This window comes from Streptomyces scopuliridis, from assembly GCF_042790125.1.
Lineage (GTDB): Bacteria > Actinomycetota > Actinomycetes > Streptomycetales > Streptomycetaceae > Streptomyces > Streptomyces scopuliridis_A.
Map to the genome: position 1 here is coordinate 1 of NZ_JBHTZS010000059.1, position 18095 is coordinate 18095.

Annotated in this window: 15 protein-coding genes; 8 read left to right on the plus strand and 7 right to left on the minus strand. The window is 71.3% G+C overall.

The features are described from left to right. Positions 1-384: 384 nt before the first annotated feature. Positions 385-951 (minus strand): MarR family winged helix-turn-helix transcriptional regulator, encoded by a 567-nt coding sequence (locus ACFRKB_RS38380; RefSeq protein ID WP_383111223.1) that lies wholly within the window; start codon positions 949-951, stop codon positions 385-387. A 133-nt stretch (positions 952-1084) separates the two neighbouring features. Between ACFRKB_RS38380 and ACFRKB_RS38385 the strand changes: the two genes are divergently transcribed. Continuing rightward, positions 1085-2383: an MFS transporter gene (locus ACFRKB_RS38385; RefSeq protein ID WP_383111237.1), complete on the plus strand. Its 1299-nt coding sequence runs from the start codon at positions 1085-1087 to the stop codon at positions 2381-2383. Positions 2384-2405: 22 nt separating this feature from the next. On the opposite strand, the gene ACFRKB_RS38390 is transcribed toward ACFRKB_RS38385, so the two are convergent. Together ACFRKB_RS38390 and ACFRKB_RS38395 are read right to left on the minus strand one after the other, a co-directional pair. After that, entirely contained in the window at positions 2406-4115 is a 1710-nt protein-coding gene (locus ACFRKB_RS38390; protein ID WP_383111224.1) for an ATP-binding SpoIIE family protein phosphatase, read from the minus strand. 196 nt (positions 4116-4311) lie between these two features. Further along, a complete protein-coding gene (locus ACFRKB_RS38395) occupies positions 4312-5700 on the minus strand; it encodes an NAD(P)/FAD-dependent oxidoreductase (RefSeq protein WP_383111225.1) in 1389 nt (462 codons plus the stop codon). Positions 5701-6033: 333 nt separating this feature from the next. Here ACFRKB_RS38395 and ACFRKB_RS38400 point away from each other — a divergent pair, with 333 nt between their 5' ends. The 5 genes from ACFRKB_RS38400 (at position 6034) to ACFRKB_RS38420 (ending at position 10768) form a co-directional block, all read left to right on the plus strand. Beyond that, a complete protein-coding gene (locus tag ACFRKB_RS38400) occupies positions 6034-6840 on the plus strand; it encodes a TetR/AcrR family transcriptional regulator (RefSeq protein ID WP_383111226.1) in 807 nt (268 codons plus the stop codon). A gap of 239 nt (positions 6841-7079) precedes the next feature. Next, positions 7080-9038, plus strand: a complete 1959-nt coding sequence (locus ACFRKB_RS38405; RefSeq protein ID WP_383111227.1) for a sigma-70 family RNA polymerase sigma factor — start codon at positions 7080-7082, stop codon at positions 9036-9038. A 115-nt stretch (positions 9039-9153) separates the two neighbouring features. Next, positions 9154-9399 carry a hypothetical protein gene (locus ACFRKB_RS38410; protein ID WP_383111228.1) on the plus strand — a complete coding sequence of 82 codons (246 nt, stop codon included), beginning with the start codon at positions 9154-9156 and terminating at the stop codon, positions 9397-9399. Then, entirely contained in the window at positions 9368-9892 is a 525-nt protein-coding gene (locus ACFRKB_RS38415) for a DUF6879 family protein (protein WP_383111229.1), read from the plus strand. The genes ACFRKB_RS38410 and ACFRKB_RS38415 overlap by 32 nt, the downstream gene beginning before the upstream one ends. A gap of 24 nt (positions 9893-9916) precedes the next feature. After that, entirely contained in the window at positions 9917-10768 is an 852-nt protein-coding gene (locus ACFRKB_RS38420; RefSeq protein ID WP_383111230.1) for a helix-turn-helix domain-containing protein, read from the plus strand. A gap of 561 nt (positions 10769-11329) precedes the next feature. Here ACFRKB_RS38420 and ACFRKB_RS38425 read toward each other — a convergent pair. Then, entirely contained in the window at positions 11330-11545 is a 216-nt protein-coding gene (locus ACFRKB_RS38425; protein WP_383111231.1) for a DUF397 domain-containing protein, read from the minus strand. Further along, a complete protein-coding gene (locus ACFRKB_RS38430; protein ID WP_383111232.1) occupies positions 11542-12384 on the minus strand; it encodes a helix-turn-helix domain-containing protein in 843 nt (280 codons plus the stop codon). The genes ACFRKB_RS38425 and ACFRKB_RS38430 overlap by 4 nt, the downstream gene beginning before the upstream one ends. Before the next feature lie 446 nt (positions 12385-12830). Here ACFRKB_RS38430 and ACFRKB_RS38435 point away from each other — a divergent pair, with 446 nt between their 5' ends. Both ACFRKB_RS38435 and ACFRKB_RS38440 read left to right on the plus strand, forming a co-directional pair. Then, complete coding sequence (locus ACFRKB_RS38435) at positions 12831-13283, plus strand: ATP-binding protein (protein WP_383111233.1); 453 nt, start codon at positions 12831-12833, stop codon at positions 13281-13283. Beyond that, a complete protein-coding gene (locus ACFRKB_RS38440) occupies positions 13280-13483 on the plus strand; it encodes a hypothetical protein (protein WP_383111234.1) in 204 nt (67 codons plus the stop codon). Before ACFRKB_RS38435 ends, ACFRKB_RS38440 begins: the two co-directional genes overlap by 4 nt. 66 nt (positions 13484-13549) lie before the next feature. Here ACFRKB_RS38440 and ACFRKB_RS38445 read toward each other — a convergent pair whose 3' ends face one another. Together ACFRKB_RS38445 and ACFRKB_RS38450 are read right to left on the minus strand one after the other, a co-directional pair. After that, the gene (locus ACFRKB_RS38445) at positions 13550-16966 is read right to left on the minus strand and encodes an AfsR/SARP family transcriptional regulator (RefSeq protein WP_383111235.1); all 3417 of its coding nucleotides are present in this window, start codon (positions 16964-16966) and stop codon (positions 13550-13552) included. A gap of 188 nt (positions 16967-17154) precedes the next feature. After that, positions 17155-18095: asparagine synthase-related protein (locus tag ACFRKB_RS38450; RefSeq protein ID WP_383111236.1), on the minus strand; the 941-nt coding region annotated here is incomplete at its 5' end.

An 18095-nucleotide genomic window follows, 5' to 3' on the forward strand; every position in this document is an offset into this window, starting at 1 on the left:
AGACTCTTTCGTGTCCGATTCCCCGTCGGAGCGGGGCCGCCTTCCAGTTTTCCGCTTTCGCGTTTCCCTTTCCAGCGATTCCGACTCTATCAGATCCTTTCGGTCCTGATTCCCAGTCGGAGTGGGCTTGTCATCCCGGCCGTTGGGCCGTTCCGACGTCCCAGACTCTAGCGGATTCCGCAGACGACTCATAATCGAGTCTTCGAAATTAATTTCGGCATGCCGAAATTCATCCCGGCTGGGAGATCGTGCTGAGTTTGGGTGCCGCTGCTGCGGCGTGAGTGGCTGTCGCAGAACCGTTCCGGCCCTGTGACAGCTCGGAGAACCTTACGGACCGGCCGGGGGCGTGTCAAACCACCCCGCTCACGGCCTTCCCACTCCGTTCTAGTCGAGGTCCTTCAGGCGTCCGCCCGCGTCCGGCTGGGCGTGTTCCACGCGGCGCAGGAGGCGGATCAGCATCTCGCCGAGGACTCCGCGCTCGTCTCCGGACAGGTCCTGGAGCAGCTCCTCCTCGAAGTCGGTGGCCATCCGCATCGCTGCGAGCCACTTCGTACGGCCCTCGTCCGTCAGCTCGACGATGACGCGTACGCGGTTGCTCTCGTCGCGGTCGCGCGTGACCAGGCCCTCGCCTGCCATGCGGTCGATGCGGTGGGTCATGGCGGCCGGTGTGAGGCCGAGGCGCTTGGCGAGTTCGCCGGGGCCCAGGCGGTAGGGGGCTCCGGCGAGTACGAGGGTCTTGAGGACCTCCCACTCGGCGTTGCTGATACCGAGGTCGGAGACCTGCCGGCCGTACGCCACGTTCATACGGCGGTTCAGCCGGCCGAGTGCCGAGACGATCTGCTCGACCTGGGGGTCGAGATCCCGGAACTCGCGCTGGTAGGCGGCGATCTGCTCGTCGAGGCTCGGCTCCTGGAGATCCGGCGTGCCGGGTTTCTCGGGGGTGTCGGACATCGGGGCAGTATGCCACGCAGCTCTACTGGCATTGAAGTCCTTCGGTGTGTATTGTTAAAGCTCTAACTTTAGCTTTGAAGTCTTCAGACTTCAGTTCTTCGATCTTCTGAGGCAGGTGAGTGTGACCAGGGCGATGGGCGCAGCGATGCGCCGGATCCAGGCAGGGAACGCGCTGAGTGCGTTCGGGCTCGGGTTCACGGTTCCGTATCTCTATGTGTATGTGGCTCAGGTACGGGACCTGGGCGCGGGTACGGCCGGTGCCGTGCTGGCGGTCTTCGCCATGGCGGCACTGGTCGTCCTTCCGTTCACCGGCCGGGTCATCGACCGGCGCGGGCCGCTGCCCGTGCTGGTGGGGGGCGCGGTGCTGGCATCCGTCGGCGCGCTGGCCATGGGGGTGTCCGGGAGCGTCCCGGCGGCCGTGCTGTCGGCCACGCTTCTCGGTGCCGGCACGGCCGTCATGCAGCCGGCCCTGGCCACGATGATCGTCTGGTGTTCGTCGCCCACGACGCGGACGCGGGCGTTCGCGACGCAGTTCTTCCTGGCCAATCTGGGGCTCGGCGTCGGTGGCCTGATCGGCGGGCAGCTCGTCGACGCGAGCAGGCCGGGAAGCTTCACCCTGCTGTTCTCCATCGAGGCCGTGATGTTCCTCGTCCTGGCCGGCATAGCCCTCACCGTCCGGCTGCCCCGGCCGGCCGCCCTCGCGGGCGCCGTTCCCCAGGACGCCGACGCCGGTGGCCGGGGCGGCGGGATGCGGGCGCTGCTGGGCCACCGGGCCATGCTTCAGCTCTGCGTGCTGGGGTTCGTGCTGTTCTTCGCCTGCTACGGGCAGTTCGAGTCGGGGCTCGCCGCGTACGGCACGGAGGCGGCCGGGATCGATCCGTCGACGCTCGGGATCGCGCTGGCCGCCAATACGGCGGTGATCGTGATCGCGCAGTTCGTGGTGTTGCGGCTGGTCGAGCGGCGCAAGCGCAGCCGGGTGATCGCGGCCGTCGGGCTGATCTGGGCTCTCGCCTGGGTCATCGCGGGGTACGCGGGGCTCGGACACGGCGGTCAGATGGTGGCGACGGTCGCCTTCATCTCGACGTACGCGCTGTTCGGGCTCGGTGAGGCGATGCTGTCGCCGACCGTGGCCCCGCTGGTGGCCGACCTGGCCCCGGCCTCGATGGTCGGTCAGTACAACTCGGCGTTCGCGCTGGTCAAGCAGCTCGCGCTGGCCGTCGGTCCGGCCGTGGGCGGTCCCATGGGGGCCGCGCTGCACGGTCCGTACATCGTGACGTTCGTGCTGTTCTCGCTCGGCATCACCGTGCTCGCCCTCCGGCTGGGGCGGCAGCTCACGCCCGTACAGGACCAGCCCTCGCTCGTCCCGGCGTCCCGGGTTGTCGTACGGCACCGGCCGGAGACCGCGACTGCCTTGGCGTCGACGCCGGGCTGACCGCGGCCCACCGCCGTGGCGGTCAGTGCGGCAGTGCGAACTCGCACCACACCGCCTTGCCACCCCCCGGTGTACGGCGTGATCCCCAGGACGAGGCGATCGTCGCGACGATCGAGATTCCGCGGCCCGCCTCGTCCGCCGGTTCGGCGCGGCGGCGGCGCGGCAGATGGTCGTCGCCGTCCGTCACCTCGATGATCAGCCGGCGGTCGGTACGCCGGAGTCTGAGGCGCATGGGCGGGGTGCCGTGCTGCAAGGAATTCGCCACCAGTTCGCTGGTGGCCAGCACCCCCAGATCGCGCAGCTCGACGGGGAAGCGCCAGGAGGCGAGCACCCCCATCGCGAAGGCGCGGGCGCGCGGGGCGGCCTCGATGCCGCCGAGCAGATCGAGCGCGGCGTTGTGGAACAGCTCCGCGTCCGGGCCGGTGCGGGACGGGTGTTGCAGGACGAGCACCGCGACATCGTCGTCATGGTCGGCCGTGACGCCCTGGGAACGGATCAGCCGGTCGCAGACGACCTGGGGCGACCCCTTCGCGCCGGAGAGCGCGCGCTCCAGGGAGGCGACGCCCTCGTCGATGTCCTCGCCGCGCCGCTCGACCAGGCCGTCCGTGTAGAGGACGGCCGTGGAGCCGGGCGGGAGCGGGATGGAACCGGAGGAGTGCAGCCAGCCGCCGGTGCCCAGCGGCGGGCCTGTCGGATCCGCCGCGCGCTGGACCGAGCCGTCCTCGGCCCGTACCAGGATCGGGAGATGGCCGGCGGACGCGTACACGAGCCGCCCTTCGTTGGGGTCGTGGACGGCGTAGACGCAGGTGGCGATCTGGCTGGCGTCGATCTCCGCGGCGAGTCCGTCGAGCAGCTGGAGGACTTCGTGCGGCGGGAGATCGAGCCGGGCGTAGGCGCGGACGGCCGTGCGCAGCTGGCCCATGACGGCGGCGGCGCGCACGCCCCGGCCCATGACGTCGCCGATGACCAGGGCCGTACGCCCGGCGCCGAGCGTGATCACGTCGTACCAGTCGCCCCCGACCGCGGCGTCCTCGCCGCCCGGCTGGTACGTGGCGGCGACGCGCAGATCGTCGGGCTGCTCCAGCTCCTGCGGGAGCAGGGAGCGCTGGAGGGTGACCGCGGTCTGGCGGTGTCTGCGCTCGCTGGTGCGAAGGCGCTCGGCCGCCTCGGCGTGGTCGGTGACATCGGCGGCGAAGACGAGGACGCCGCCGGAGCCCTGGCAGTCGACCGGGGTGCAGGTGATGGTGTACGAGCCCTCCTGGAAGCCCTGGGCTCCCGGGGAACCCGGGGTTCTGTCGGTCTGCTCCTTGGCCTGCTCCTTCTGCCGGCCGCGGACCTGGACCCTGCGTGACTTGACCGTGCGCGGCTTTCCGCTGCGGAGCACCTGGTCGAGCAGCGGGAACAGCCCCAGCTCGGCCAGCTCGGGGCAGCTCGCGGCCGCCGTGGCGCCGAGCGGGCGGGGGCCGAAGGCCGCGGCGTACGCGTCGTTCACATACGCCACCCGGTGCTCGGGGCCGTACAGCAGGGCGACCAGGGCGGGCAGTCCGCCGAGGATTTCCCGTACGGAGAGGTCTTCGAGTGCGGGAACGTCCGTTACGGGGGCCGGGTCGGGCTCGGGGTCGGGCCGCTGCTCGTACTCACCACGGGCCGCGGGCACGGAACCGCGCCCCGTCCGCGTGGCGGCGCGGCGCCGCGTACCGGGGAGCCGGGCGCTCCAACGCGTGAAGTTCACGGATTCTCAGGCCTCATGGTGTCGTTTTGCTGTTCGTCTTGGCCGGGCTGGTCGAGCCGGGGCAGGTCGTCGGGGCCGGATTGCGCCGAGCGGGCCGGATCACTCTGTGCAGATGTGAACCCACCTATGGTCACACGTCCAGTGTGGCCGAACGCACTGACAGCGGGGCCAGTCGCGTCTTCCACGTACCGGTCTTCTACGTGTCCTTGGGGCGTTCGGGACGTTCGCCTCCTGCGGCGAGTTCGAATTCGGCGCGCGGGTGCTCCAGCGAACCGAGGGAGACGATCTCCCGTTTGAAGAGCCCGGAAAGGGTCCATTCCGCGAGGACGCGGGCCTTCCTGTTGAAGGTGGGGACGCGGCTGAGGTGGTACACGCGGTGCATCAGCCAGGCCGGATAGCCCTTGAGCTTACGGCCGTAGACATGCGCCACGCCCTTGTGGAGGCCGAGGGACGCGACGGAGCCCGCGTAAGCGTGACGGTAGTCCTGGAGGGGTTCGCCGCGCAGGGAAGCGACGATGTTCTCGGCGAGAACCTTGGCCTGGCGTACCGCGTGCTGGGCGTTGGGCGCGCACTCCCTGCCGGGCTCGTCCGCCGTCAGATCGGGGACGGCCGCCGCGTCGCCGGCCGCCCAGGCGTGTTCGACTCCGTCGACGGAGAGCTTCGCCGTACAGACGAGGCGGCCCCGTTCGTTCAGCGGCAGATCGCCGGCCGCGAGGATCGGGTGCGGTTTGACGCCGGCGGTCCAGACGACCGTACGGGTACGGAAGCGGGCGCCGTCGCTCAGTACGGCGACCCGGTCCTCGCAGGATTCCAGGCGGGTGTCGAGCCGTACGTCGATATTGCGGGCGCGCAGCTCGCGCACGGCGTACTTGCCCATCTCCTCGCCGACCTCGGGGAGGATCTTGCCGGTGGCCTCGACGAGGATCCACTTCATGTCGTCGGCCTTGATGTTGTGGTAATACCGCGAGGCGTAGCGGGCCATGTCCTCCAGCTCGGCGAGCGCCTCCACGCCCGCGTAGCCGCCGCCCACGAAGACGAAGGTCAGGGCGGCGGCGCGGATCGCGGGGTCGCGGGTGGAGGAGGCGATGTCCATCTGCTCGATGACGTGGTTGCGCAGGCCGATGGCCTCCTCGACGGTCTTGAAGCCGATGCCGTGGTCGGCCAGACCGGGGATGGGGAGGGTCCGGGAGACGGAGCCCGGCGCGAGGACGAGTTCGTCGTAGCCGACCTCGACGGTGCCGGTTCCCTCCTCCTCGGAGCCGAGGGTCCGCAGGGTGGCGGTGCGCCTGGCGTGGTCGATGGCCGTGGCCTCGCCGATGAGGAGCGTGCAGCCGGGCAGCACCCGCCGCAGCGGGACCACGACATGGCGGGGAGAGATGTTCCCGGCCGCCGCTTCCGGCAGGAAGGGCTGATACGTCATATAAGGGTCGGGGGTCACGACGATGACCTCGGCCTCGCCGCTCTTCAGCTGCCGCTGGAGACGCAGCGCGGTGTACATCCCGACATAGCCGCCGCCGACCACGAGAACGCGCGCGGCAGGCGATGGAGCGGGGGTCGTCCCCCGGGAGTTCTCAGCCTTCACCATCCCATGACGCAACGGGGCCCGGTGTTTGTCCACAGGCGCGACAGATTGTGTGACCGGAGGCCGTTCGCGGCCCCGCCCGGACGAAAACGCGGGTATCGCCGGAGGAACGCAGGTCAGCGTGGGCGCGGGCGGGGGCGGGAGGGGGGTGAATCAGGCACCTTCCGGTCCTTGCTCCGATCGGGGGGCGCTCCGTGCGGAACCACCCCCTTCTGAATTGACCCGGGCTCAACTATGTTCGTATCTCGTCGGGGTGTCCGGCTCGTGACTGGACCGCGACCTCGGCTGTCAGGGCGGGGAGTCTCCGGGGGGAGACATCATTACCGGGGGAACGCTATGCACATTCAGGATTCGCATCGGCAGGCTGCCGTCGTTACGGACGACGGCGTAAGAACGGGAACGGCGGATACGGCGGACGCCATAGGCACGGCGACCGCGGTGGGTACGGCGAGCGCGGCGGGCACAGCCGGCCGCTCGGCGCCGCTCCGCGTGGACGCGCAGCGCAATCTGGAGCATGTACTGCGGGCGGCTCGCGAGGTGTTCGGCGAGCTGGGGTACGGGGCGCCGATGGAGGACGTGGCGCGCCGGGCCAGGGTCGGTGTCGGTACGGTCTACCGGCGCTTCCCGAGCAAGGACGTACTGGTCAGGCGGATAGCCGAGGAGGAGACGTCCCGGCTGACGGACCAGGCGCGTACGGCGCTGGGGCAGGAGGACGAGCCATGGTCGGCTCTCTCCCGCTTCCTGCGCACCTCGGTGGCGTCGGGCGCGGGGCGGCTGCTGCCTCCGCAGGTGCTGCGGGTGGGCGCGGACGCCGAGGACGAGGCGGCGGGGCGCGGCGCGCAGGACGAGGCGCGGGTGCCGCAGCAGCGGCAGGCCGGCCCGCCCGAGCTGCGGGTGGTCGGGCAGCGGCCGCCGGCGGAAGAGCTGGACGACCCGGGCGCCGTCGAACTGCTGGAGGTCGTCGGACAGCTGGTGGAGCGGGCACGGGCGGCGGGTGAGCTGCGGGGCGATGTGACCGTGGCCGATGTGCTGCTGGTGATAGCCACGGCCGCGCCCGCGCTGCCGGACGCCGCGCATCAGGCGGCGGCCTCGGCACGGCTGCTGGACATCCTGCTGGAAGGGCTGCGGTCCCGGCCCGTGTGAGGGGCGGGGCCCGTACGTACGGTCGCGGGGGTCCGTTCCGGCCCTCGCGGCCTTCCGTATCGAACTGACCTACCGATAAACGCCGTTGATCTTTCCCCGAAAGGGTGAAGATTAAAGCGATCGTCCGGGAAACCGCCCCGGATGAGTGGTTGCCGGGCACGAAGGCCCGGGCGGTGCGGCGCGCTGTGGCACGCTGGCTCGGTGTTCGGGTCAGAGGGGTGCGTACGGGGGCTGCCGCGATGAGGAGTGAGGGACGGGACGAGCCGCTCAGAGGCGGCGTTACCGGCGGCGGAACCGGACCCGGATCCGTGGAGGCGGAGGCTAGCGTGCCGTCGCAGCGCGGCCGGAGCGGCGGTTCCTCCGTGGAGCGGCCTCCGGAGCCGGTGGCGGATCATCCGACACTCGAACTGGCCGCGGCCGGACGGCCCCTGTCGGACGCCGATCTGATCCAGCGGATGCGGAACGGCGACGACCACGCGTACGAGGAGCTGTTCCGCAGGCACTCGGAACCGGTGCGCCGTTACGCCCGTACCTGCTGCCGCGACGCGCACACCGCCGAGGACCTGACGGCCGAGGTGTTCGCCCGTACGTTGCAGGCGGTACGGGGCGGGGCCGGGCCCGAGCAGGCGGTGCGCGCCTATCTGATGACGACCGTACGGCGCGTGGCCGCGTCCTGGACGAAGTCCGCGAAACGGGAGCAACTGGTCGAGGACTTCGCGGTGTTCGCGGCGCAGGCCGCGCGCGCCTCCGAGGTCTCGGACGCGGACACCCTCGATCTGGGCGCGGACGTCCTGGCGATGCGCGAGGCCGAGCAGTCCATGGCCATGCAGGCGTTCCGCAGCCTGCCCGAGCGCTGGCAGGCCGTGCTCTGGCACACCACGGTGGAGGAGGAGTCGCCGAGCGAGGTCGCGCCGCTCTTCGGGCTGACCGCCAATGCCACGGCGGTGCTGGCCAGCCGGGCGCGCGAGGGCCTCAAACAGGCGTATCTACAGGCGCATGTGAACTCCGCGCTCACCTCGGCGGGCGACTGCTCCCGGTACGCGGACCGGCTGGGGGCGTATGCGCGCGGCGGGCTGCGGATGCGTGCCGAACGCGGGCTGCGCAAGCATCTGGACGAGTGCGTGAAGTGCCGTCTCGCGGCGGGCGAACTGGCGCAGTTCAACGCCGAGATCCCAGGGGTGCTGCCGATCGCGGTGATCGGCTGGTTCGCCGTCGGCTACTCGCTGAAGGCGGCCGGGATCGTGGCGGGCGGGGCCGCCGGAGCGGCGGGGGCAGGGGCCGCCGCCGCGGCGACCGGTGCCTCGGGGGGCACCGCCGCCGGAGCGTCCGGCGGGACCACGGGCGGGGCCGCCGGTGGAGCCGCCGCGTCCGAGGGGCTCGGCGCCCCCGTGAAGGCCGGCATCGGCGGGCTGGTGGCCGTCGCCGCGGCGGCCGGTCTCGTCTTCGCGCTGGTGAACAACCCCGGGCCCGGAAAGCCGCCGAAGGCCGAGCCGCCCGTCGCCCGGCCTCTCGTACCGCAGAAGCCGGCCCCGTCACCAGAGCCGTCAGAACCGGCCGCGCCCACGCCGCCCCCGGCCGCACCCGAGCCCGCGCCCAAGCCCGCGCCCAAGCCCAAGCCCACCGCCACGCCCGGCGAGAAGCCCGCGCCCTCGCCGAAGCCCACTCCGTCGCGGACCCCCGCCCCGAAGCCCCCGGCCACGCCGAGGCCCACACCACCGGCGCCTCCCGCACCCACGCCGCCTCCCAGCCCGGAGCCGCCGCCCCCGGCCGACTTCCAGGTGAACCAGCTGGCGTACGGCGCCTTCGGCGACGGCTCCAAGCCGGAGGTACGGCTCGGCACGAGCGGCTGGCTCTGGCAGCGGTCGAGCGTGACGATCGGCGGCACCCGCTACGACCACGGCGTGACCATGCACGCCACCTCGTCGGTCACGATCGATCTCAACCGGAGCTGCACCCGCTACGCGGCCCTGGTCGGCGTGGACGATCTCACGATGGGGCTGGGTTCCGTGCGCTTCTCGCTGTACGGCGACGGGACGCGGCTCTGGCGCTCGCCCGTGCTGAACGGCGGCGACGCGGCCGTACCGGTGGATGTGGGGATCTCCGGACGGAAGACCATCCGGCTGGTGGTCGAGCCGCACAAGCCGTCCGACGTGGTGGCGCTCGCCGACTGGGCGCGGTCCCGGATCAGCTGCCGCTGACGGGCGCCGGGTTGGTCGGGCGGGGGCGGGCGTTGCGCCGCGCCCTTGTCCCCGACGCCCTGTGGACGGGATGCTCGTGCATCAAGGCGCAACCAACCAGACAGGAGTCAAGGTCATGGCTCTACTGCTCTTCGGCAAGGACCCGAACACCAACGGCGACGACTGCCCGACCGTTTGGGTGGACGACACGTCGGCGGACCTTCTGTTCCAAGGCTGGAAGGCCGACGAGGCAACCGAAGCGGAATGCCGGACGGTCGGGCACATCCCCGACACTGAGACAGTGATCCGTATCCCGGCACGCATGGTGCCACTGATCAGAAGGGCATGCGATGAAGCCGAACAGCGTGCCGCCGTTCGCTGAGCTGATCAGCGACTGTCACAGGTCCGCCGTTCACCTTGAGATGCGCGACGTGTACGGCGTGGCGTCCGAATCCGACGACTTCGCCGAGTGGCAGGTGCGAGGGGAGATCTCCCCCGAGTCCGTCACTCGACGCCGCCCCTGGCTGGACTTGGTGCGTGAAACCGTAGGCCGTGGCGTGGTGATGCGCCGCGCCCGGATCGTCTCCATACCCGCCAGCGACTACATCCGGTACGAGCACGCGGGTACGTATCTCAACGCCGAGGCCGGCGAGTTGATCCGGTGGCTGCCCCGGCGCGATGCCGCGAGGCTCGCTCTCCCCGGCGCGGATCTCTGGCTGTTCGACGACCGGCTGATCCGCTTCGGCCACTTCTCCGGGGACGGCGCGTCAGCCGGGCATGAACTGTGCGACGACCCAGCGGTGGTCAAGCTGTGCGCCGACGCCTTTGAGTCCGTCTGGGAGCGCGCGACACCACACGAGAGGTTCGTCGTCTGACCTGCGGTCAAGAGACAGCGGCTCATGCCCCACTACCAGTCATCGAGCGTCGAGACCGCCCGGAAGAACGTGGCGGCAAGACTCCGTGAAGTGCGCCTGGACGCTGAGCTGAAAGGGCATGAGCTAGCCGTTCGCTGCGGCTGGCACAAGTCCAAGGTCTCCCGCATCGAGAACGCGCGCACGCCCCCGTCCGACGCTGATATCCGTGCATGGTGCGCCGGGTGCGACGCCGACGATCAGACAGCCGACATCATCGCCGCATCGCGTACGGCCGACTCCATGTATCTGGAGTGGAAGCGGTTACAGCGCACGGGCCTGCGGCGTCTGCAAGAGTCTCGCACCCCGCTGTACGAGCGAACCAAGCTGCTCCGGGGCTATGCCTCGCACGTCGTGCCGGGACTGTTTCAGACGCCTGCGTACGCGTCTGCGCTCCTGTCGGTCATCAGCCGGTTTCACGGCACTCCCGACGACACCACGGAGGCGGTAGCCGCCCGCCTGGCCCGTTCCAGGGTGCTGCATGACGCGGGCCATCGCTTCACTTTCATCGTTGAGGAATCGGTATTGCGGTACCAGATCGGGGACGCAGAGGCGATGGCCGGTCAGTTGGGACACCTCCTATCGGCTATGTCGCTGCCCGCCGTGTCCCTCGGAGTGATCCCTTTCGCGACGCGGGAACGGGACATCTGGACCCTTGAGGCGTTCAACATCTTCGATGAGCAGCGTGTACATGTGGAACTCCTGACCGCTCAAGTGACACTCACGGTGCCGAGTGAGGTAGCCATGTACGTCACAGCGTTCGCGGAGCTTCGAGAACTGGCCGTGTACGGGGCGGAGGCACGAGCGTTGGTGGCTGAGGCGCTTGATTCCCTGCGCTGAGAACTCGTATGCAACAACGTAGAACTGACTATGTGTTGAAGGCTCAGCCTTCCTAGCTTGGTCGTCATCCGGACGACGCCAGGAGACGCGATGAGCGAGCCGACGAGATCTGCGACGCCGCCTGTAGAAATCCCGTTGAGGTGTGACGAGGACCCGGCCGCCTCAGTTGGGGCGAGTGGCCAGTCGCAGGGCGGTGCCCCGCGATCCCCTCCCGATGTTCCGAGGTTGGGGACGCGTGGCCCCAGAAAGGAGAAGACCCGTGAGTATTGCCGGCCCTGAGCGCATCGATTCGTACGGGACACGCGCACCTGACGCCGAGGGGTGGAGGGGCGTTCCGTTCCGCCACCCGGCATGTTGGGAGGCGGATGGCGGTAAGCACGACGGGGGCTCCATGCCCCCCCCCCGAGGCGCCGCGTGACCCTCAACCGCAAGGCGGGGGCGACGACAAATGACCCGGTGGTCCTCGCCGCCTCGGTGATCCGAGACCTGTCCGTGCGCTGCTCCTGTGGCGCACGGACGGGCTTCGTGCTGCTCAGCAGGGCGGGCCGCTGCGTGAGGACATCAGATCCAAGGGCCCGCGTCCGCCTTCAGCGCTGTCACGAAGGACGTCCAGGCGCCCGCACCGAAGGTGAGGCGGGGGCCGTCTGGAGCCTTGCTGTCGCGTACGGGTGTCATGTCGATCCGGGCGACGGCAACCTCGACGCAGTTGCTGTCAGCTCCGCTGTAGCTGGACTTCCGCCACGCCAAAGCGGGTTCTCTGGGGACGAACGGGCTCATTGAAGTGCATCCTTCTTCCCGGCAATGAGAGACAGCGACTTGTCGAACGGCAGGGCAGAGGCGGTGAGTCGCTCGTACGCTTCGACATATCGCTCCACCCCCGCCAACTGTTCGATATAGAGACTACTTTCAAGGTGCTCCAGCAACACCACATCCAGGCCGGGCTGGCCGAAGCCGAGCACCGTGAAGCCTCCTGCCGTTCCCGGGTGCAACTCGGCATCCTTTGGCAGCACTTGGATTCTGACGTGCGGATAGACGGCCAGATCCAGGAGCCTCTGCAACTGATCGCGCATGACGCCGACGTCAGGGGTGCGCGCTGACAGCGCGGCTTCATGAATGATCGCCCTCAACTTCAGGGGCTCGGGACGGCTGAGTACGGATTGACGTGCCATGCGTACCTCGACGCGTGGTGCGATCTCTTCGGGAGTCGCCGTCATCATGATTGCTCCGACGGCAGCCCGGGCGTAGGCGGCGGTTTGCAGAAGACCGGGGATGAGCAACGGCTCGAAGGTGTTCACCGAAGCCGCGTCAGCTTCCAGACTGATCAAGTCGGTGTACACCGGCGAGAGATCGTAGGTCTGCCACCAGCCGCGTTTGCCGCCATCCCTCGCCAGTACCAGCAGGAACGCGACAACGTCGCCGTCCGACACCTCGTAGATGTCGAGGAGCCGTTCGATATCCGCCGGTCGGGCACCTCGCGTGGCGCTCTCGATGCGGGAGATCTTCGACGAACTGAAGCCGGAGCGGGTCACTACATCGTCGAGCGTCAACCCGGCGTTCTCACGGAGTCGCTTGAGTTCCAGGCCCAGCCTTCGGCGTCGCACGGTGGGTGCCGTCATACCCCTGCGCCCCTTCACAGTCCCGGTCAACGGCGGTTTCTCCGGCTTCACTGCAACGCAGAGGTACGGACGGCACGTAGCAGCAAAGACCCTCGCGACCGAGGCAACCGGTCCGAGGGCATGGCCAACGCTTTGAAGGAGCGTCAACGCATGGACTCTATCGTCCGTCTCTTCGAGCCGCTGCTACGGCTCTTGTTCCCCGGCGCGGGGCGCCACCGGTCAACAGTGGCGCGCTCGGTGTCCTCGGCCAGGTGTCGACCGTCAGGGCATCGCGCCACCGTGGTCTTCGTTCATGCCTGCCGTCCCACACCGCGTAATAGTCACAGCGCGATCCTTGTGCCGTACCCCCGTGCCGAGTTCGAACGGTGGGAGCGGGCCGAGCAGCGGTTGCGACGCCGTCGGCGGCGGGAGTTGTGGGTGGCCACCTGCGGCATGGAGGTGGCCTGATGGCGTATGTCCACGACCCGAACGGCGACGCTGTGGTGCTGCGGTGGAATCGTCATCCGTCGTGTGTCGGGTTGGCGCGACTGGAGTTACGTAAGGCGCTGGCGGGTTGGGGGCTGAGCGGACTGGAGGACTCGGCTCTGCTGATCCTCTCGGAACTGCTCACCAACGCAGCGCGGCATGGTCGTGTGTCGCCAGGGCGGGAGATCGAAACCCGTTACCTCGCGGCGCCTGGTGCCCTGCGTATCGAGGTGCATGACGCGTCGCGCGAGCGACCGCGGCGGAAGGCGCCTGATGCTGATGCGTGCGAGGGCAGAGGGCTCGTCATCGTCGACGCACTGGCCGATCAGTGGGGCGTCAGCGAGCGCGGCGGGGTCGGGAAGGTCGTCTGGGCCACACTGTCAGTGCCGGGCCCGGACGACGACGTACTCGCGGGCGGGAGTTGCCCGACATGACGCGGAGCCTCCCCGCCGTCCTCCAGGCTCTGCTCGCCGTACGGTCCGAGCGGTACCTGGCCTCGGACGCGGTACAGTCCGGCCCTCGCCGCATGCACACGTACGAGCGCTGCCCGTGGGGATGCTGCCGCTTTGACGACGATCCGCCCGCCCTGCGCTCCCTGCGATGGGTCGTCGAGCGCGAACGTCGGTCCAGTTGAGGCAGAGACCTGCTGCCCGGTCCACGGCCCGGGCAGCCCGTCAACGCCGTCGGCGGCGGTCCCGGATCAGCTGCCGCTGACGGGCGCCCGGCCCGGCAGCTCCAGCAGTTCGGCGACCTGGTCGGGGGTGAGGGCGCGCCCGGCCTCGTACTCCGCCTCGTACCCCCGCGGGCCCAGCTCCGCGCGGGCGAGCGTCTCGATCCGCCGGGCCTCCGTCGACTCCGGCACGGAGCGCGGGCAGTCCACCCGCCATGTGCCGGCGGCGGCCAGGATCCGGACGGCGCGGCGCGGGTCACCGGCGAGCAGCACCACCGGGGCGGCCATCTCGGCGAGCTGGGCGACGATGGGTTCCGTCAGCCGGTTCTCCCGCGCCGTCCGCAGCACGGCCGCGAGCGAACGGGCCGCGGCCACCGGTCCCTTCGTCTCGTACGCGGCGATCCGCGCGTCCAGGGCGTTGATCATGGCGGCGAAGTGCGGTGGCGGGGTGCCGCGCTCGCTGTGGCATCGCGCCTCGTCCAGCAGCAGTCTGGCGCGGGAGGGCTCGCCCCGGTCCAGGGTGAAGACCGCCCGCATGAAGTGGACGAACGCGCGGGCGTCCTGGACCTGGTAGCGCTCGGCCTCCTCGGCGGAGCGGTCGAGCCGTCTCTCCGCGGCGTCCGTGTCACCGGCGCGGTACGACAGCTCGGCCAGACGCGCGAGCAGGAAAGGCGTCTCGGCGTGCGCCCCCACCTCGCGGGCGAACCGCAGCGCTTCCTCGTACGCGCACCGCGCCTCCTCGTACCGCCCGCGCGCCATGCCCGCCTCGCCGGCGGCGCTCGCCACCTGCGCGCGCATCCAGCGGTCACCGACGCGGCGGCTCAGCTCGCGCAGCTCGGCCAGGTCCTCGTCGACACCGTCCATTCCGACGGGCATGTCGACGATCATGTGCGTACGGGCCATCAGTATGACGGCCGTCTCCCAATCACCGCCGTACGCACGGCAGTTGGCGATGGACGCGTCCATCATGGCGCGGATGTCGAGCTTCTCGTCGCTCGCGTGGACGACCAGTGCCCAGAGCAGCCCGGGGAAGCGGGCGGACTGCGGACCCGGTCTGCCGAAGACCTCGCGGATGCGCAGGACAAGCTCCCGGAAGTGCGGGTCGGCGCGGAGTCTCTCGGTCTGGCCGCTCTCGCCGGCGAGAAAGACCCACAGCACCCGGAGCTGCATCCGGGGCCAGTACCGGGGGTCGTCGGTGCCGGCCGGTTCGCCGCCCAGGCCGAGCGCGCACTCCACCCAGGCCAGGCCCTCGGGGCGGTGGTTGCGCAGCCACCAGAACCAGCCCGTGGCGAAGACCAGCCGCAGCGTCGTCTCCTCGTCGCGCGCCAGGACTGCGCGGTGGAGGGCGGCGCGGATGTTGTCGAGTTCGATCTCCAGGCGGCGGATCCAGGGGAGTTGGTCCCGGGAGCGCAGCCGGGGCTCGGCCTCCTCGGCGAGAGCGGTGAAGTACGCGGTGTGCGCGCGCTCGGCGGCGGACCGTACGGCCGGTGCCTCGGCGGCGCGTTCCGCGGCGTACTCGTGGATGGTCTCCAGGAGGCGGTAGCGCATCGCGCCGCCGGGGCCGGGGGCCGGGGTGGCGACGACGAGCGACTTGTCGACCAGCGCGCCCAGCAGATCGGGGACATGGAACGCGGCGGAAGAGCCGGGGAACGCGCGGTCGGAGGAGCCGGGGGGCGCGCCGCCCGAGGGATCGCCCTCGGCGGCGAAGGACCCTTGGGGCGCGCCCGCCACGCCCGCCGTGCCCGCCACGCCCGCCACGCCCGCCGCGCCGCCGCACACGCCCTCGGCCGCCGTCAGATCCCAGCCGCCCGCGAAGACGGACACCTCGCGCAGGACCGTACGCTCCCGCTCGTCCAGCAGGTCCCAGGACCAGTCGACGACGGCGCGCAGCGTCTGCTGCCGCGGCAGGACCGTCCGGCTCCCGCTGCTCAGCAGCCGGAAACGGTCATCGAGACGATCCGCGATCTGACGCGGCGTCAACATCCGCAGCCGCGCCGCCGCCAGCTCGATCGCCAGCGGCAGACCGTCAAGACGACGACAGATCTCCGCCACCGCCTCCGCGTCCCCCGCCGCGTCGAACCCCGGCCGCACCGCCCGCGCACGCTCCGCGAACAACCGATGCGCCGGATCCGGCGGCAACGGCTCCACCGGCCGCACCGACTCCCCCGGCACCCCCAACGGCTCCCGACTCGTCGCCAGGATCCGCAGCCCGGGGCAGTGCGTGAGCAGGGTCTCGGCCAGGGCGGCGGCGGCGCCGATCACATGCTCGCAGTTGTCGAGGACGAGGAGCGTGCCGCTGCGGGCGAGATGTTCGACGAGCCGGGCGGTCGGGTCGTTCTGGGCGGGGCGGCCGTCGCGGGCGGCGAGCTGGGTCTCGCGCAGCCCGAGCGCGCTCAGTACGGCGCCGGGGACGGCGGAGGGATGGTCCAGCGGGGCCAGCTCGACGAGCCAGGCGTTCCGGGGCGCGGACTCCTCGGCGAGCCGGGTCTTGCCGGAGCCGCCGGGGCCGGTGAGCGTGACGAGACGGGAGCGGCGCAGATCGGCGCGAATGGCGTGGAGTTCGCTCTCGCGGCCGACGAAGGAGGTCAGACGGGGGCGCAGATTGCCGTGCGGCTCATGGCTGTCCCCCGCCGGGGCTCCGGCGGCGGCATCGGCGACGGTCCGACGGGCGGTGCCGTCCGCCGTGCGGGAGGCGGGCCCCCCGGCTGCCTCCCGGGCGCCGTTCGCACCGGTGGCATCCAGCAACTGTCTTTGCAGCGCCGTCAGTTCGGGACCCGGATCGGCGCCGAGCCCGTCAGCGAGGACGCGGCGCGTGTCCTCGTACGCCGCGAGCGCGTCGGCCTGCCGGCCTTCCGCCCACAGGGCCCGGATGAGCTGCGCCCTGAAGGGTTCGTCGTACGGGTGGTCCGCGGCCAGCTCCCTCAGCTCCGGTACGAGCGTGGCCGTGGCGCCCCGGCGCAGATCGGCCTCGATGCGCTGCTGGAGGGCGGCCAGCCGCTGGGCCTCGGGCCGTACGCCGCGGTCCCGGTCGGGCAGATCGGCGAGCGCCGCCCCACGCCAGAGCGCGAGCGCCGCGCGCAGCGTACGGGCGGCGCTCCGCGGATCGCCCGCGTCGAGCTGCTCGGCCCCCTCGCGCGTGAGCCGCTCGAAGACGTACAGATCGATGTCGTCCGGCACGGCCGCGAGCCGGTAGCCGCCGGGGGCCGAATCGATCGCCTCCTTGCCGAGGACGCGCCGGAGCCGCCCGATGAGCGCCTGGAGCGCGGCGGGCGCGTCCTGCGGTGGCTCCCCGCCCCACACCTCGCCCACCAGCTCACCGACGGCGACGGACCGGCCCGGACGCAGCGCGAGCGCGGCGAGGAGCGCCCGCAGCCGGGGTCCGCCCAGCGGCAGGCTCCCGCCGTGTCCGTCACGCACCTCGGTGACGCCAAGGATGAGATACCGCACGCGGCCCATTGTGACCGGAGGGTCTGACAACGGCCGTCGGGTTTCCCCGGTGCGCCGCCCGCATCGCCGACGGCCCCCGTCCCCGCCCGCCGCACCGACGGTCCCCGCCCGCATCGCCGGCGGCCCCCGTCCCCGCCCGGCCGCCCGGCCCGCTCTGCTGGTGCGGCGTCCCTACTGGTGCGGCGTCCCTACTGGTGCAGCGTCGGCCGCGGGACCACGCCGCCCGCCACCGCGCGCTGGCGCGGCGCCGCCGTCCCCGTCCAGCAGGTGCCGCGCCGGGCCAGCAGCCGCCGCAGCCACAGCTCCGTGGAGACCAGGTCCGCGATCCCGTCCAGGGGCACCGGCTCGCCCTGGGCCGCCGCGCGCAGCGCCTTGCGTACGACCCGGGCCTCCACCAGGCCCGCGTCGGCGAGCAGCGGTGCGTCGAAGAGGTCGATCAGCTCGCCGACGGCCGCGCGCAGCCCCACGCGCGTCGTGGCGGCGGTGCCGTCCCGGGACGTGGCGCCCCAGCCCGGCGGGAGGTCATGGATACCGGCCCCCGCGAGGACCGTACGGAGCACGTCCGCACGGGCGCCCGGCTGCACCCGCAGCGCCTCGGGCAGCTCGCGGCAGGCCCGTACCACCTGGTTGTCGAGGAACGGGGCGTGCAGCCGCTGGCTGCGGATCTCCGCGGCCTGTTCGAAGACACGGTGGTCGGCGGCGTGCCGGGCGAGCGCCGCGCGGGCGCGGGCCTCCCCGGGGCGCTGTACGGAGGTGGGCCGGGTCGACGCCGACATCAGGCGAACCGATACTTCGGCGAGCGCCTCCCCCGTCAGCCAGCGCGCGGCGGGCCCCGGCCGGGACCAGGTGAGGGCGGCCAGCGACGCCCCCAGCGGGCTGATCGCGGCGGCGGTCAGTACTCCCCTGTTGGCCTGGGGGAGCCGAGCGGCGGCCTCTTCGAGACCGGTGCGGTACGGCGTACGCGCCAGCCGGCGGGCCGCGCGGTAGACGGTCAGCGGGACGAACAGCGAGGCGGGCGTGGGGCCTTCGGCCCTGGCGAGCGCGCTGACCGGGTGCAGCAGATGGCGTCTGCGCCGGTCGAGCAGCAGATCGGCCAGCCGCGCCGGATGCGCGTCGAGCACTTCGCGGG